The organism is Pseudomonas pharyngis, from assembly GCF_021602345.1.
Classification (GTDB): Bacteria; Pseudomonadota; Gammaproteobacteria; order Pseudomonadales; family Pseudomonadaceae; genus Aquipseudomonas; species Aquipseudomonas pharyngis.
The window spans coordinates 159,580-173,888 of record NZ_BQID01000010.1 but is presented as its reverse complement, the minus strand read 5'-3'; the positions used below and the strand labels follow the sequence as shown (position 1 = coordinate 173,888).

The following is a 14,309-nucleotide window of genomic DNA, read 5'->3' as shown; positions in this document are numbered from 1 at the left end:
TACAACAATGGCAAAAATCGTCGACATCAAAGGTCGTGAAGTTCTCGACTCCCGTGGCAATCCCACCGTGGAAGCGGACGTGCTTCTCGACAACGGCATCATCGGCAGCGCCTGTGCGCCGTCCGGTGCATCCACTGGCTCGCGTGAAGCGCTCGAGCTGCGTGATGGCGACAAGAGCCGTTACCTGGGCAAGGGCGTGCTCAAGGCGGTAGCCAACATCAACGGTCCGATCCGCGATCTGCTGCTGGGCACCGACCCAAGCGACCAGAAAGCCCTGGATCACGCGATGATCAAGCTGGACGGTACTGAAAACAAAGCGACCCTGGGCGCCAACGCCATCCTCGCCGTATCCCTGGCCGCGGCCAAGGCGGCTGCACAGGATCAGGACCTGCCGCTGTACGCTCACATCGCCAATCTGAACGGCACTCCGGGTGTGTACTCGATGCCGGTTCCGATGATGAACATCATCAACGGTGGCGAACACGCCGACAACAACGTCGACATCCAGGAATTCATGGTTCAGCCGGTTGGCGCCAAGTCCTTCTCGGAAGGTCTGCGCATGGGCACCGAGATTTTCCATCACCTGAAAGCTGTGCTGAAGGCCCGTGGCCTGAGCACCGCCGTCGGTGACGAAGGTGGTTTCGCGCCGAACCTGGCGTCCAACGAAGACGCACTGAAAGTGATCTCCGAAGCTGTTGCCAACGCCGGTTACAAGTTGGGCACCGACGTGACCCTGGCTCTGGACTGCGCAGCCAGCGAATTCTTCGAAGACGGCAAGTACAACCTGTCCGGCGAAGGCCAGGTGTTCACCGCTGAAGGTTTCGCGGACTACCTCAAAGGTCTGACCGAGCGTTACCCGATCATCTCGATCGAAGACGGTCTGGACGAGTCCGACTGGGCTGGCTGGAAGATCCTCACCGACAAGATCGGCGAGAAGACCCAACTGGTCGGCGACGACCTGTTCGTGACCAACACCAAGATCCTGAAAGAAGGCATCGATAAAAAGATCGCCAACTCGATCCTGATCAAGTTCAACCAGATCGGCACCCTGACCGAAACCCTGGAAGCCATCCAGATGGCCAAGGCTGCCGGTTACACCGCCGTGATCTCGCACCGCTCCGGCGAAACCGAAGACTCGACCATTGCCGACCTGGCCGTGGGTACTTCGGCTGGCCAGATCAAGACCGGTTCGCTGTGCCGTTCCGACCGTGTTTCCAAGTACAACCAACTGCTGCGTATCGAAGAGCAGTTGAATGGCAAGGCCAAGTACAACGGTCGCAGCGAGTTTCGCGGCTGAGCAGTAAATGATAGAAAGACACCGGATTGTGTCGGAAAAGTCGTGACAGCGATGGATTTGCCACTAATCTGATGCCTTATATGCACAAGCCTGGATATTCCAGGCTTCGTGCTATCAGATGCTTCAAAGTTTTGGCGTGGCTGTCTTTTTTCACTGGATACCTGATATTCGATGCGCAGTCCTTACTGGTTGTTTCTCGTTTTGCTCTTGCTGCTGGCCGGTCTGCAGTACCGCCTGTGGGTGGGCAATGGCAGTCTGGCGCAAGTCGCCGAACTGAATCAGCAGATTGCTGATCAACACGCCGAGAACGAAGCCTTGTTGGAGCGCAACCGGGTGATGGACGCTGAAGTCAGCGAGTTGAAGAAGGGCATGGAGACCGTTGAAGAGCGGGCTCGTCACGAACTGGGCATGGTCAAGGACGGCGAAACCCTTTACCAGTTGGCCCAATGATCGACTCCCTGCCGGCCTTCTGGGCCGTGATTCCTGCCGCGGGCGTCGGTGCCCGAATGGCTGCGGACCGTCCCAAGCAATACCTGCAACTGGGCGGGCGCACAATTCTCGAACACAGCCTCGGCTGTTTCCTCGATCACCCGAGCCTCAAGGGCCTGGTGGTCAGTCTTGCCGTTGATGATCCTTATTGGCCGAATCTGGCCAGCGCCAGCGATCCGCGCATTCAACGGGTTGACGGTGGTGCCGAGCGTTCCGGCTCGGTGCTCAACGCCTTGCTGCATCTGCATGCGCAAGGTGCCGACGACGAGGACTGGGTGCTGGTGCACGATGCGGCACGACCGAACCTGAGCCGTGACGATCTCGACAAATTGCTTACTGAACTGGCGAACGATCCGGTCGGCGGCTTGCTGGCCGTGCCGGCGCGCGACACCCTGAAACGGGTCGACAAGCACGGTCGTGTGGTGGAAACCGTGGATCGCAGCGTGATCTGGCAGGCCTACACGCCGCAGATGTTCCGCCTCGGTGCCTTGCACCGTGCACTGGCCGACAGTCTGGTGGCTGATGCTGTGATCACCGATGAAGCCTCGGCAATGGAGTGGGCCGGCATGGCGCCGCGTCTGATCGAAGGTCGTGCGGACAATCTCAAGGTCACTCGGCCTGAAGATCTGGAATGGCTGCGCCAGCGCTGGACCAACCGTCGTTAAATCCGATACTCAGGCCGTTCGGCCAAACCTTCCTTGAGAAAGTCCACCAGTTTGCGCACCTTCGGCGACAAGTGCCGCTGCTGCGGATACAACGCCCACACCGCTGTATTCGGCGGTTGATGCGCCTCCAGTAAAGAAATCAACGCGCCGCTGTGCAGATGCTCCAGCACGTAATAGTCCGGCAACTGACACAGTCCGACGCCTTGTAGCGCCGCATCCAGCACCGCTTGCCCACTGTTGCAGCGCCAGTTTCCCTGCACCCGCTGGGAAAATTCCCGCCCGTTTTGTTCTAGCTGCCAGATGTCCGAGCTGCCGATCAGGCAATTGTGCCGTCCCAGTTCCGACAAACTGTGTGGGCGCCCGTACCGTTCCAGGTAGGAAGGCGACGCACACAGATACATGCGCCGCGGTGCCAGTCGGGTCGCTACAAGCCGGGAATCCTGAAGTCGACCAAGACGGATCGCCAGATCCAGGCCTTCATGCACAAGATCGAGCTGGCGGTTGGTCAATTCAATGTCGATGCGCAGTTGCGGGTAGTGCCCCATGAACCGGGTCACCAGCGGCACGATGAAGCGTTCGCCATAGGCCACGGCGCAGGTCATGCGCAGCATGCCTTTGGGTTCGCTGGTCAGATCGCCGACTGCACGCAACGCTTCTTCACGACCGTCTTGCAGACGCTGGCAATGTTGCAGGAAAGTCTGACCCGCCTCGGTCAGGGTGACGCGCCGAGTACTGCGATACAGCAGTCGCGTCTGCAAACGCTCCTCCAGCCGTACGATTTGTCGACTGATGTGCGAGGAAGAAACGCCCAGGCGTTCCGCAGCGGCGGTGAATTGGCTGCATTCGGCAACGGCGACAAACTCGTCGATACCTTCCCAGCGGTTTTCGGACATGGGGATTATCCCTGTATGGCAATAATGTTTTGCTTTTGCCCGGATTATTCATCAAGCAGCGCTGGACTACACTCCTTGTCTGCTTTTTTATTCAATGGATTCACAGGAGAGTCAGCATGATCAAGTCGCGCGCCGCCGTTGCCTTCGAGGCCAAGAAGCCGCTGGAAATCGTAGAAGTCGATGTCGCCATGCCCAAGGCCGGTGAAGTATTGCTGCGCGTGGTGGCTTCCGGGGTTTGCCACACTGACGCTTACACCCTGTCCGGCGCGGACCCGGAAGGTATCTTCCCGTCGATCCTCGGCCACGAAGGCGGCGCCATCGTTGAAGCGATCGGCGAAGGCGTGACCTCGGTGGCCGTCGGCGACCATGTGATTCCGCTGTACACCCCGGAATGTGGCCAGTGCAAATTCTGTAAGTCGGGCAAGACCAACCTGTGTCAGGCCATTCGGGCCACCCAGGGCAAGGGCCTGATGCCGGACGGCACTTCGCGCTTTTCCTACAAGGGCCAAACGATTTTCCACTACATGGGTACTTCGACCTTTTCCGAATACACCGTGCTGCCGGAAATCTCCGTGGCCAAGATCTCCAAGGATGCACCGCTGGAAAAGGTCTGCCTGCTCGGTTGCGGCGTGACCACCGGTATCGGTGCGGTGATCAACACCGCCAAGGTGAAGCCGGGTGACACCGTGGCCATCTTCGGTCTCGGCGGCATTGGCCTGTCGGCCGTGATCGGTGCAGTGAAGGCCAAGGCCTCACGGATCATCGCTATCGACATCAACCCGGCCAAGTTCGAAATCGCCAAACAACTGGGCGCTACCGACTGCGTGAACCCGAAAGATTTCGATCGTCCGATCCAGGAAGTGATCGTCGACATGACCGACGGTGGCGTCGACTTCTCCTTCGAATGCATCGGCAACGTGCAACTGATGCGCGCGGCCCTCGAGTGCTGCCATAAAGGTTGGGGTGAGTCGGTGATCATCGGTGTTGCCGGCGCCGGCCAGGAAATCGCCACCCGTCCGTTCCAACTGGTGACCGGTCGCGTCTGGCGCGGTTCGGCGTTCGGTGGCGTGCGTGGCCGGACCGAACTGCCAAGCTATGTCGACATGGCGCAAAGCGGCGAAATCCCGCTGGATACCTTTATCACCCACACCATGGGCCTGGAAGACATCAACAAAGCCTTCGACCTGATGCACGAAGGCAAGAGCATCCGCACCGTCATTCATTTCTGATCAATCGCGATACGACGGCTGCCGATGTGCAGCCGTGGCTGCGTAGGAGTCTTACATGAGTCTGGAAAACATCTCCTGTCAGAAAAGTTTCGGCGGTTGGCACAAGCGCTATCGCCATCGCTCCGAAGTGCTGGGCTGCGACATGGTGTTTGCCGTGTATCTGCCGCCGCAGGCAGAGCAGGGCGGCAAGTTGCCGGTGCTGTACTGGCTGTCGGGCCTGACCTGCACGGACGAGAACTTCATGCAGAAGGCCGGTGCCATGCGCATGGCGGCTGAACTGGGGCTGATCATCGTGGCACCTGACACCAGTCCGCGCGGCCCGGATGTACCGGGTGATCCCGACGGGGCCTGGGATTTCGGCCTCGGTGCCGGGTTTTATCTGAATGCCACGCAGGAACCCTGGTCGCGGCACTATCGGATGCATGACTACGTTGTGCAGGAATTGCCGTCACTGGTTGAAGCGCATTTCCCGGCGTCGGACAAACGCAGCATCAGCGGCCATTCCATGGGTGGTCACGGTGCGCTGGTCTGTGCGTTGCGCAATCCGGGGCGTTATCAGTCAGTGTCAGCGTTCTCGCCGATCAATAATCCGATTGATTGTCCGTGGGGCCAGAAAGCGTTCTCCCGCTATCTGGGCGAAGACCGTTCGAAGTGGCGCGAGTGGGATGCCTGTGCACTGATCGCCGAAGCGGACGAGAAACTGCCACTGCTGGTCGATCAGGGTGACCGCGACGACTTCCTCGCCACCCAACTAAAACCCGAAGCCCTGCAACAAGCGGCAAAACAAGCGGGTCATCCGTTGACGTTGCGTCTGCAACCGGGCTACGACCACAGCTATTTCTTCATCGCCAGCTTCATTGACGACCACTTGCAGCATCACGCACGCGCCCTGAAGGGTTAATGCAGGTAGAATCACGCCCTGACAAAATTCGGGGCGTTTTTTTATGCGTATTGGCCACGGCTATGATGTGCACCGTTTCGCTGAAGGCGATTTCATTACTCTGGGCGGCGTGCGAATCGCACACGGCTTCGGGCTGCTCGCTCACTCCGACGGTGACGTCCTGCTGCATGCCTTGAGCGACGCCTTGCTCGGCGCGGCTGCGCTGGGTGATATCGGCAAGCATTTCCCGGATACCGACCCGCAATTCAAGGGCGCCGACAGCCGAGTGCTGCTGCGTCACGTGGTCAGTCTGATCCACGCCAAAGGCTGGAAGGTCGGCAACGTCGACAACACCATCGTTGCCCAGGCGCCGAAAATGGCCCCTCATATCGAATCGATGCGCGCGCTGATTGCCGCGGATCTGCAAGTAGAACTGGATCAAGTGAACGTGAAAGCCACCACCACCGAGAAGCTCGGCTTCGTCGGTCGCGAAGAAGGCATCGCCGTGCATTCCGTTGCCTTGTTGCTGCGCGCATGAACGAACTGCAACTGCTCGGCCCGCGGGCCTATGGCGATGCCCTCGGCACCGCGGTCCTGAAAGCCATCGCCGAAGATTTCCAGGTCGATGAAGTCCTCGACATTCCGTTCAGCGGTGACGGCGAGCACCTGTGGATCTGGGTCGAGAAGCGCGGCTTGAATACGGAAGAGGCCGCACGCCGTATCGCCAAGGCCGCCGGCGTGCCGCTACGCACGGTGAGTTACGCCGGTCTGAAAGACCGTCAGGCGCTGACCCGGCAGTGGTTCAGCGTGCAATTGCCGGGCAAGGCCGATCCGGATCTGTCGGCGGCGGAAAACGACACGCTGAAAATCCTCAAGACCACTCGCCACAAGCGCAAGCTGCAACGCGGTGCGCATTCGGCCAACGGTTTCACGCTGCGTCTGACTCAGTTCAATGGCGACAAGGCCGCCATCGACGAGCGTCTGCAACTGATTGCCAAACAGGGCATCCCGAATTACTTCGGCGCCCAGCGTTTCGGCCATGACGGTGGCAACGTTGTCGATGCCCGCTCTTGGGCCGCGCGCAAGGCACTGCCGGAGCAGCGCAATGTGCGCTCGCGCCTGCTGTCGACCGCGCGCAGTTTTCTGTTCAATCAGGTGCTCGCAGCACGGGTCGCCGATGGCACCTGGCAGCGTGCCCAGGTCGGCGATCTGCTGGCGTTCACCGATAGCCGCAGCTTTTTCCCGGCCGGTGAAGCCGAGTGCAGTGATCCGCGTCTGGCGATTCTCGACCTGCACCCGACCGGTCCGCAGTGGGGCGAAGGTGACTCGCCGGCGGCCGGGGTTGTCCATGATCTGGAGCAGGGGATTGCCGCACGCGAGGCGGATCTGCGCGATTGGTTGATTAATGCCGGTATGAGCCACGAACGTCGCATCCTGCGGCTGCCCATTGGCGGGTTGACGTGGCATTATCCCGAGCCTGACATTCTGCAACTGGAATTCGTCCTCCCGGCCGGATGCTTCGCCACCGTATTGGTGCGCGAACTCGTTGATCTGGTGCCGGTGGGGCAGACGGACAGCCCATGCGTATTCTGATTTCTAACGACGATGGGGTGACTGCGCCCGGTCTTGCCGCGCTTTATGCTGCGCTGGCGGATTACACCGAGTGCGTGGTTATCGCCCCGGAACAGGACAAGAGCGGTGCCAGCAGTTCGCTGACACTCGATCGTCCGTTGCACCCGCAATACCTGGCCAACGGCTTTATCAGCCTCAATGGTACGCCGACCGACTGCGTTCATCTGGGCCTCAACGGTTTGCTTGAACGTGAGCCGGACATGGTGGTGTCGGGGATCAACCTGGGCGCCAACCTGGGTGATGACGTGCTGTATTCCGGGACCGTGGCAGCCGCCCTCGAGGGCCGCTTTCTCGAGCGCCCGTCGTTTGCCTTCTCGCTGGCTTCGCGGCAGGTCGACAACTTGCCCACGGCCGCCTACTTTGCGCACAAACTGGTCGAAGCCCATGCCGGGCTCGATCTGCCTCCGCGCACGGTATTGAACGTGAATATTCCGAATCTGCCGATCGATCACATTCGCGGCATTCAACTGACCCGTCTCGGCCATCGCGCCCGTGCGGCGGCGCCGATGAAAGTCGTGGACCCGCGCGGCAAGGCCGGTTACTGGATTGCAGCGGCAGGTGATGCGGAAGACGGCGGGCCGGGCACCGATTTCCACGCGGTGATGCAGGGTTACGTATCCATCACTCCGTTGTTGCTCGATCGCACCTTCAATGATGCCTTCAGAGGTCTCGACGGCTGGCTGGAGGGGCTCAATTAATGGCTCGTGAACAAGACGACAGGCTGCGCAGCGGCATCGGGATGACGTCCCAGCGAACCCGTGAGCGCCTGATCCAGCGTCTGTATGAAGAGGGCGTTTCCAACGCCAGCGTGCTGGAAGTGATCCGTCGCACCCCGCGGCACCTGTTCGTCGATGAAGCGCTGGCGCACCGGGCCTATGAGGACACCGCGCTGCCGATCGGCAACAACCAGACCATTTCCCAGCCTTATATGGTGGCGCGCATGAGCGAGCTGCTGCTGGAGGCCGGGCCGCTGGATAAAGTGCTGGAGATCGGCACTGGTTCCGGTTACCAGACAGCGGTGCTATCGCAACTGGTCGAGCGGGTGTTCTCGGTCGAGCGCATCAAGGTGCTGCAGGATCGGGCCAAGGAACGCCTGGTCGAGCTCAACTTGCGCAACGTGGTGTTTCGCTGGGGCGATGGCTGGGAAGGCTGGCCGGCGCTGGCGCCGTACAACGGCATCATCGTCACGGCAGTCGCCACCGACGTGCCTCAGGCGTTGCTCGACCAACTGGCACCGGGCGGGCGGATGGTGATCCCGGTCGGCTCTGGTGAAGTGCAGCAATTGATGCTGATCGTGCGTGAAGAAAACGGCTTCTCCCGACACGTTCTGGGGGCGGTGCGTTTCGTGCCATTGCTTAATGGCCCGCTGGCCTGAGCATTTGTTCGAAGCCGCTGAATTCCTTTCGCGCGTGCCTGTCTTACAGCGGCAGCGAGTGTTTAAACAGGACGGATCGTCTACAAGCAAACGTGTGCGCCGAGCGATAGCGCTTCTATAAAGTTAAAGCCGGTTGCGCCCGTTATACTTGCGAAGTTTCATACCGGAATCGGTATTCCACATTTTTCAGCCACCACAAAGGGAGCGGCGGGTGAGTCTCACAGTCATTGCGCAGCGTATGGGTAACACGAGCTTTCAGCGCCTGGTGACTGGCCTTGTCTTGAGCACCTTGCTGGTCGGTTGCTCCAGCACAAAATCGAGCAACGTTCGGGTCGTCGATCGCAACAATACGGTGGCCCAGCGTCCGGTCGTGACGACCGGGCAGTATGTAGTCCGTCCGGGCGATACCCTGTTTTCCATCGCTTTTCGCTACGGCTGGGACTACAAAGCCCTCGCCGCCCGGAACAATATTCCTACGCCATACACGATACATCCGGGTCAGACGATTCGCTTCGACGGCCGTACCGGTTCAACGTCGACGGCGGTCGTCAGCAACTCCGGTTCTTCAGCGTCTTCGTCCAGCAAAACCACGGTTATCCGGCGCCAGGCAAATGGCACGACAACCACCACAACCACGGGTTCCGGTGCGGCTTCGACGACGGTTGTACCGTCCGTCGCCAACAAGTCAACACCCGCTCCACTGCCTCCACCGGGCCCGGCCCCGACCGGCTGGGGATGGCCATCTAATGGCATTCTCATTGGAAAATTCTCTTCAAACGGTAGTTTGAATAAAGGAATTGATATCGCCGGAGATTTGGGACAGCCTGTTTTAGCTGCGTCTGATGGGACGGTGGTATACGCCGGGAGTGGCTTAAGGGGCTACGGCGAATTGGTCATCATCAAACACAGCGAAACCTACGTCAGTGCTTACGGACACAACCGTCGGCTGTTGGTACGGGAGGGGCAGCAGGTCAAGGTCGGACAGACAATTGCCGAAATGGGGTCAACGGGTACAGACCGGGTGAAACTGCATTTTGAGATTCGCCGACAAGGTAAACCTGTAGATCCGCTGCAGTTCCTGCCAAGACGTTGATTTGCAGACCAGCCTGTTCCGTCACGTAGAGGGGACAGGCTCCAGCGTTGCCAAGGATAAAGGCGTCGCTTGAGCTTGGGGTCGAACTCACCAAAGGACTATAACAATGGCTCTCAGTAAAGAAGTGCCGGAGTTTGACATCGACGATGAGGTTCTCCTGATGGAGACCGGCATCGATTCGGATTCGATGTCGAATGATGAAGGGGCTGCTCCACCTTCCGTTCGTGCCAAATCCAAACACTCCGCTTCACTTAAACAACATAAGTACATCGATTACACTCGGGCACTTGATGCCACGCAGCTCTACCTCAACGAAATCGGCTTTTCCCCTCTGCTCTCCCCGGAAGAAGAAGTTCATTTTGCGCGCTTGTCGCAAAGTGGCGATCCTGCCGGGCGCAAGCGCATGATCGAAAGTAACCTGCGGCTGGTGGTCAAAATCGCTCGGCGTTACGTCAATCGGGGGCTGTCGCTGCTGGATCTGATCGAAGAGGGCAACCTCGGATTGATCCGCGCGGTGGAAAAGTTCGATCCCGAGCGCGGCTTCCGCTTCTCGACCTACGCGACCTGGTGGATCCGTCAGACCATCGAACGCGCAATCATGAATCAGACCCGGACCATCCGGTTGCCGATCCATGTAGTCAAGGAGCTCAACGTGTACCTGCGGGCTGCACGGGAGCTGACGCAAAAGCTCGATCACGAACCTTCACCCGAAGAAATTGCCAACCTGCTGGAAAAACCGGTGGGCGAGGTCAAGCGCATGCTGGGCCTGAACGAGCGGGTTTCTTCGGTCGACGTCTCGCTGGGTCCGGATTCGGATAAAACCCTGCTCGACACCCTGACGGATGACCGTCCGACCGATCCGTGCGAACTGCTGCAGGATGACGACCTGTCGCAGAGCATCGATCAATGGCTCTCGGAGCTGACCGACAAGCAACGCGAAGTGGTGGTACGCCGCTTCGGCCTGCGCGGTCACGAGAGCAGCACGCTGGAGGATGTAGGCCTGGAGATCGGCCTGACACGGGAACGGGTGAGACAGATCCAGGTGGAAGGCCTCAAACGCCTTCGGGAAATTCTCGAGAAAAACGGCCTGTCGAGCGAGTCGCTGTTTCAATAAGCCGCCCGCCTGACCGCTATGCAGAAAGCCCCGACTGGTTCGGGGCTTTTTGTTTGTGTGCTGAAAGCGGGAGGCATTCCCACCTTGTAGGTTTGCGCTGTAAGCCTTTGCTGACTGTATCGTAAGTGTTCGTTATTTTTACACTGCTGCCGAAGGCGATTGCGCTCATCGATGATCAATAAGATATTGATTTATATGGTTATTTTTGAATGTTAAGGGCTTATGACAACAGGCTCATGCGCTGAGAGCCGGTTGCCCCCTGCGGGGAACTCGCTAGTATCTGGGTTGTGTCGACGGATAGACACGCCCTTCAAGGAAGAGGGGAATGGACATCGCAGGACGCGATTCATCAGGACGATGAAAAGGAACACAGGGAATAGGGAAAAAATGTGGGCGGGTCAAACCGCCCCTTTTTTTGCCTGAAGAAAAGCCAAACCCGCAAAAACAAAAAGGCCCGCGAGGGGCCTTTTCATTCGAACGCGGGACAGATCAGCGTTCGAGGTCTTTGATCTTGCCTTTGACGCCATCCCACTCTTCGGCATCCGGCAGCGATTCTTTCTTCTCGGTGATGTTCGGCCAGATTTCGGCCAGCTCAACGTTCAGCTGAATGAATTCCTGCATTTCTTCCGGAACTTCGTCCTCGGAGAAAATGGCCACGGCCGGGCATTCCGGTTCGCACAGGGCGCAGTCGATGCACTCATCCGGGTGAATCACCAGGAAGTTCGGGCCTTCGTAAAAGCAGTCCACCGGACAGACTTCTACGCAGTCGGTGTACTTGCACTTGATGCAGTTGTCGGTGACGACGAAGGTCATTTCTAATTTTCTCCTCAGGCGGCGGCAGCGTTGCCCCTTCACGGTTGGGGTCGCCAGGTTCGGGAGCGATGTCTGCCAGCCAGGCTATTAGCCAGCAGCATCCCAAACCGCGCGAGATTCTAACAGCTTGAAGCCGTTTGCGTTATATCCGGTTCGTCGGTGCTTAGATCCGGTTCTTTAGTGCATAGAGCATTTCGAGTGCACGACGCGGTGTGACGTCATCCAGATCCAGCTTGGCCAACTCATCCAGCACCGGGTGCGGCAGGCTGGCGAACATGTCGCTCTGCTGCGGCGTCGCCGGTTTGCCCTTGACGGCCGGTTTTGGCGCCTCATGCGGCAGCGCGGTATCTTCCAGGCGGCTCAAGTGCTCACGAGCACGTACGATCACTTCGCTTGGCACACCGGCCAACTGTGCGACCGCGAGGCCGTAACTCTGGCTTGCCGGGCCTGGCAACACATGGTGCAGGAACACGATGCGTTCATTGTGTTCGGTCGCATTAAGGTGCACGTTGGCCACCAGCGGTTCGGCTTCCGGCAACACGGTCAGTTCGAAATAGTGCGTCGCAAACAGAGTATAGGCGCGCAGCTGCGCCAGACGCTCCGCCGCCGCCCACGCCAGGGACAGACCGTCGAAGGTGCTGGTGCCGCGACCGACTTCGTCCATCAGCACCAGACTGCGCTCGGTGGCGTTGTGCAGGATATTCGCGGTCTCGCTCATTTCCACCATGAAGGTCGAGCGCCCGCCGGCGAGGTCGTCGCTGGAACCGATCCGGGTAAAGATCCGGTCCACCAGCGACAGTTCGCAGCTGGCCGCCGGCACGAAGCTGCCGATGTGTGCCAGCAGCACGATCAGTGCAGTCTGGCGCATATAGGTGGATTTACCGCCCATGTTCGGACCAGTGATCACCAGCATGCGGGTGTTGTCGTCCAGGCTCAGGTCGTTGGCCACGAACGGCGTGGTCAGCACTTGCTCGACCACCGGGTGACGGCCCTGGGTGATACGCATGCACGGTTCGCTGACGAACGTCGGGCAATTCAGGTCGAGATTCAGTGCACGCTCGGCGAGGTTGCTCAGCACGTCCAGTTCGGCGAGAGCCGAAGCGGTGTCCTGCAATGGGGGCAACTGGCTGATCAGATCTTCCAGCAATGCTTCATAAAGCATCTTCTCGCGGGCCAGGGCACGGCTCTTGGCCGACAGTGCCTTGTCTTCGAACTCTTTCAGCTCTGGTGTGATGAAGCGCTCGGCACCTTTGAGGGTCTGACGGCGAATGTAATCTGCGGGCGCCGACTCGGCCTGCTTGCTCGGCAGTTCGATGAAGTAACCGTGGATGCGGTTGTAGCCGACTTTCAGGTTGGCGAGGCCGGTGCGGGCCTTTTCCCGGGCTTCCAGATCAATCAGGAACTGGCCGGCGTTTTCGCTCAGCGACTGCAGCTCGTCGAGCTCGCTGTCGTAACCGGTTTTCAGCACGCCGCCGTCGCGGATCACCGCCGGCGGGTTGTCGATGATGGCTTTTTCCAGCAGCGCGGCCAGTTCCGGGTAAGTGCTGGTGGTGGTCGCCAGGCGTTGCAGGTGCGGCGCTTCCAGGTCAGCCATTGCCACTTGCAGTTCAGGCAACGCACCGAGCGCATCACGCAGGCGTGCAAGGTCGCGAGGGCGGGCATTGCGCAGGCCGATCCGCGCCAGAATCCGCTCGATGTCGCCGATTTCCTTGAGCTGCGGCTGCAGGTCTTCAAAGCGATAGCGGTCGAGCAGACAAGTGATCGAGGTCTGGCGAGCCAGCAGCACGGTCAGGTCGCGCAGCGGACGGTTGAGCCAGCGGGTCAGCAAGCGGCTGCCCATGGCGGTCTGGCAACGGTCGACCACCGATTGCAGGGTGTTGTCGCGGCCACCGGCCAGGTTGGTGTCGAGTTCCAGGTTACGGCGGCTGGCGCCGTCCAGCACCACGGTGTCGTCCAGCCGTTCATGACGCAGGCTACGCAGATGGGGCAGGGCGGTGCGCTGGGTTTCCTTGGCATACGCCAGCAGGCAACCGGCGGCACCGATCGCCAGAGTCAGGGTTTCGCAGCCAAAACCTTTCAGGTCCTGGGTGGAGAATTGCTGGCAGAGACTTTTCAGCGCCGAATCACGCTCGAAATCCCACGGCGCGCGGCGACGAACGCCACGGCGTTTTTCCGCCGGCAGATCCTTCGGCCAGTCATCCGGGATCAGCAACTCGACCGGGTTGACCCGCTCCAGCTCCGCCAGCAGGTTTTCCCAGCCCTTGATCTCCAGCACGGTGAAGTTGCCGCTGGTGATGTCCAGCACCGCCAGGCCGAACAGGCGCTCGTCGCCCAGCACCGCCGCGATCAGGTTATCGCGACGCTCATCCAGCAACGCCTCGTCACTGACCGTACCCGGGGTGATGATCCGCACCACCTGACGTTCCACCGGGCCTTTACTGGTGGCCGGGTCGCCGACCTGTTCGCAGATCACCACCGACTCGCCGAGCTTGACCAGTTTCGCCAGGTAGCCTTCCGCCGCGTGATACGGAATCCCGCACATCGGAATCGCCTGACCCGCCGACTGCCCGCGCGCGGTCAGGGTGATGTCCAGCAACTTGGCCGCCTTCTTCGCGTCTTCGTAGAAGATCTCGTAGAAGTCGCCCATGCGGTAGAACATCAGCTGGTCCGGGTGCTGATTCTTCAGGCGCCAGTACTGCTGCATCATCGGGGTGTGGGAGGACAGGTCGGAGACGGCTTTATTCATCGGATTGTCAGGTAACTCGTTGGAAGGTGTGGGGCAAAAGCGCGGCAGTGGCCGGGCTTTTCCGCGATGGGCGCAAGGTTACC

At 59.8% G+C, this 14,309-nt stretch carries 14 protein-coding genes; 11 read left to right on the top strand and 3 right to left on the bottom strand.

From position 1 onward, the window contains the following. Positions 1-7 precede the first annotated feature (7 nt). The 3 genes from eno (at position 8) to ispD (ending at position 2,451) form a co-directional block, all read left to right on the top strand. Positions 8-1,297 carry a phosphopyruvate hydratase gene (eno, locus tag L6D74_RS21185; protein ID WP_007954808.1) on the top strand — a complete coding sequence of 430 codons (1,290 nt, stop codon included), beginning with the start codon at positions 8-10 and terminating at the stop codon, positions 1,295-1,297. 171 nt (positions 1,298-1,468) lie between these two features. Further along, on the top strand, positions 1,469-1,747 hold the full coding sequence (ftsB, locus tag L6D74_RS21180; RefSeq protein ID WP_003222158.1) for a cell division protein FtsB: 279 nt from the start codon (positions 1,469-1,471) through the stop codon (positions 1,745-1,747). Next, positions 1,744-2,451, top strand: a complete 708-nt coding sequence (gene ispD, locus L6D74_RS21175; protein WP_064593799.1) for a 2-C-methyl-D-erythritol 4-phosphate cytidylyltransferase — start codon at positions 1,744-1,746, stop codon at positions 2,449-2,451. The genes ftsB and ispD overlap by 4 nt, the downstream gene beginning before the upstream one ends. Here ispD and L6D74_RS21170 read toward each other — a convergent pair. Then, complete coding sequence (locus L6D74_RS21170; protein WP_007954817.1) at positions 2,448-3,344, bottom strand: LysR family transcriptional regulator; 897 nt, start codon at positions 3,342-3,344, stop codon at positions 2,448-2,450. The genes ispD and L6D74_RS21170 overlap by 4 nt on opposite strands. A gap of 116 nt (positions 3,345-3,460) precedes the next feature. Between L6D74_RS21170 and L6D74_RS21165 the strand changes: the two genes are divergently transcribed. The 8 genes from L6D74_RS21165 to rpoS all read left to right on the top strand — a co-directional run bounded on the left by L6D74_RS21165 (position 3,461) and on the right by rpoS (position 10,667). Further along, a complete protein-coding gene (locus L6D74_RS21165; protein WP_007954819.1) occupies positions 3,461-4,573 on the top strand; it encodes an S-(hydroxymethyl)glutathione dehydrogenase/class III alcohol dehydrogenase in 1,113 nt (370 codons plus the stop codon). 55 nt (positions 4,574-4,628) lie between these two features. Beyond that, complete coding sequence (gene fghA, locus L6D74_RS21160; RefSeq protein WP_085647801.1) at positions 4,629-5,474, top strand: S-formylglutathione hydrolase; 846 nt, start codon at positions 4,629-4,631, stop codon at positions 5,472-5,474. 43 nt (positions 5,475-5,517) lie between these two features. After that, positions 5,518-5,991: a 2-C-methyl-D-erythritol 2,4-cyclodiphosphate synthase gene (gene ispF / locus L6D74_RS21155; protein ID WP_007954821.1), complete on the top strand. Its 474-nt coding sequence runs from the start codon at positions 5,518-5,520 to the stop codon at positions 5,989-5,991. Further along, positions 5,988-7,046 (top strand): tRNA pseudouridine(13) synthase TruD, encoded by a 1,059-nt coding sequence (truD, locus tag L6D74_RS21150; RefSeq protein WP_011332702.1) that lies wholly within the window; start codon positions 5,988-5,990, stop codon positions 7,044-7,046. The genes ispF and truD overlap by 4 nt, the downstream gene beginning before the upstream one ends. After that, entirely contained in the window at positions 7,034-7,783 is a 750-nt protein-coding gene (surE, locus tag L6D74_RS21145; RefSeq protein ID WP_236190251.1) for a 5'/3'-nucleotidase SurE, read from the top strand. The genes truD and surE overlap by 13 nt, the downstream gene beginning before the upstream one ends. Before the next feature lie 41 nt (positions 7,784-7,824). Continuing rightward, positions 7,825-8,460, top strand: coding sequence for a protein-L-isoaspartate(D-aspartate) O-methyltransferase (locus tag L6D74_RS21140; RefSeq protein WP_170844894.1), 636 nt, complete (start codon positions 7,825-7,827; stop codon positions 8,458-8,460). Between the two features lie 211 nt (positions 8,461-8,671). After that, positions 8,672-9,553, top strand: coding sequence for a peptidoglycan DD-metalloendopeptidase family protein (locus L6D74_RS21135; RefSeq protein ID WP_085647803.1), 882 nt, complete (start codon positions 8,672-8,674; stop codon positions 9,551-9,553). 106 nt (positions 9,554-9,659) lie between these two features. Then, entirely contained in the window at positions 9,660-10,667 is a 1,008-nt protein-coding gene (gene rpoS, locus L6D74_RS21130) for an RNA polymerase sigma factor RpoS (RefSeq protein WP_007954831.1), read from the top strand. Between the two features lie 489 nt (positions 10,668-11,156). On the opposite strand, the gene fdxA is transcribed toward rpoS, so the two are convergent. Then, positions 11,157-11,480 carry a ferredoxin FdxA gene (gene fdxA / locus L6D74_RS21125; protein WP_007908827.1) on the bottom strand — a complete coding sequence of 108 codons (324 nt, stop codon included), beginning with the start codon at positions 11,478-11,480 and terminating at the stop codon, positions 11,157-11,159. A 163-nt stretch (positions 11,481-11,643) separates the two neighbouring features. Beyond that, positions 11,644-14,226, bottom strand: a complete 2,583-nt coding sequence (gene mutS / locus L6D74_RS21120; protein WP_236190250.1) for a DNA mismatch repair protein MutS — start codon at positions 14,224-14,226, stop codon at positions 11,644-11,646. Positions 14,227-14,309: the final 83 nt, after the last annotated feature.

Excerpts from the sequence above, each read along its gene's own strand:
- L6D74_RS21140 (WP_170844894.1), top strand. The coding sequence starts at position 7,825 with ATGACGTCCCAGCGAACCCGTGAGCGCCTGATCCAGCGTCTGTATGAA.
- surE (WP_236190251.1), top strand. The coding sequence starts at position 7,034 with ATGCGTATTCTGATTTCTAACGACGATGGGGTGACTGCGCCCGGTCTT.
- fdxA (WP_007908827.1), bottom strand. The coding sequence starts at position 11,480 with ATGACCTTCGTCGTCACCGACAACTGCATCAAGTGCAAGTACACCGAC.
- L6D74_RS21170 (WP_007954817.1), bottom strand. The coding sequence starts at position 3,344 with ATGTCCGAAAACCGCTGGGAAGGTATCGACGAGTTTGTCGCCGTTGCC.
- rpoS (WP_007954831.1), top strand. The coding sequence starts at position 9,660 with ATGGCTCTCAGTAAAGAAGTGCCGGAGTTTGACATCGACGATGAGGTT.
- ispD (WP_064593799.1), top strand. The coding sequence starts at position 1,744 with ATGATCGACTCCCTGCCGGCCTTCTGGGCCGTGATTCCTGCCGCGGGC.
- ftsB (WP_003222158.1), top strand. The coding sequence starts at position 1,469 with ATGCGCAGTCCTTACTGGTTGTTTCTCGTTTTGCTCTTGCTGCTGGCC.
- mutS (WP_236190250.1), bottom strand. The coding sequence starts at position 14,226 with ATGAATAAAGCCGTCTCCGACCTGTCCTCCCACACCCCGATGATGCAG.
- ispF (WP_007954821.1), top strand. The coding sequence starts at position 5,518 with ATGCGTATTGGCCACGGCTATGATGTGCACCGTTTCGCTGAAGGCGAT.
- eno (WP_007954808.1), top strand. The coding sequence starts at position 8 with ATGGCAAAAATCGTCGACATCAAAGGTCGTGAAGTTCTCGACTCCCGT.
- truD (WP_011332702.1), top strand. The coding sequence starts at position 5,988 with ATGAACGAACTGCAACTGCTCGGCCCGCGGGCCTATGGCGATGCCCTC.
- fghA (WP_085647801.1), top strand. The coding sequence starts at position 4,629 with ATGAGTCTGGAAAACATCTCCTGTCAGAAAAGTTTCGGCGGTTGGCAC.
- L6D74_RS21165 (WP_007954819.1), top strand. The coding sequence starts at position 3,461 with ATGATCAAGTCGCGCGCCGCCGTTGCCTTCGAGGCCAAGAAGCCGCTG.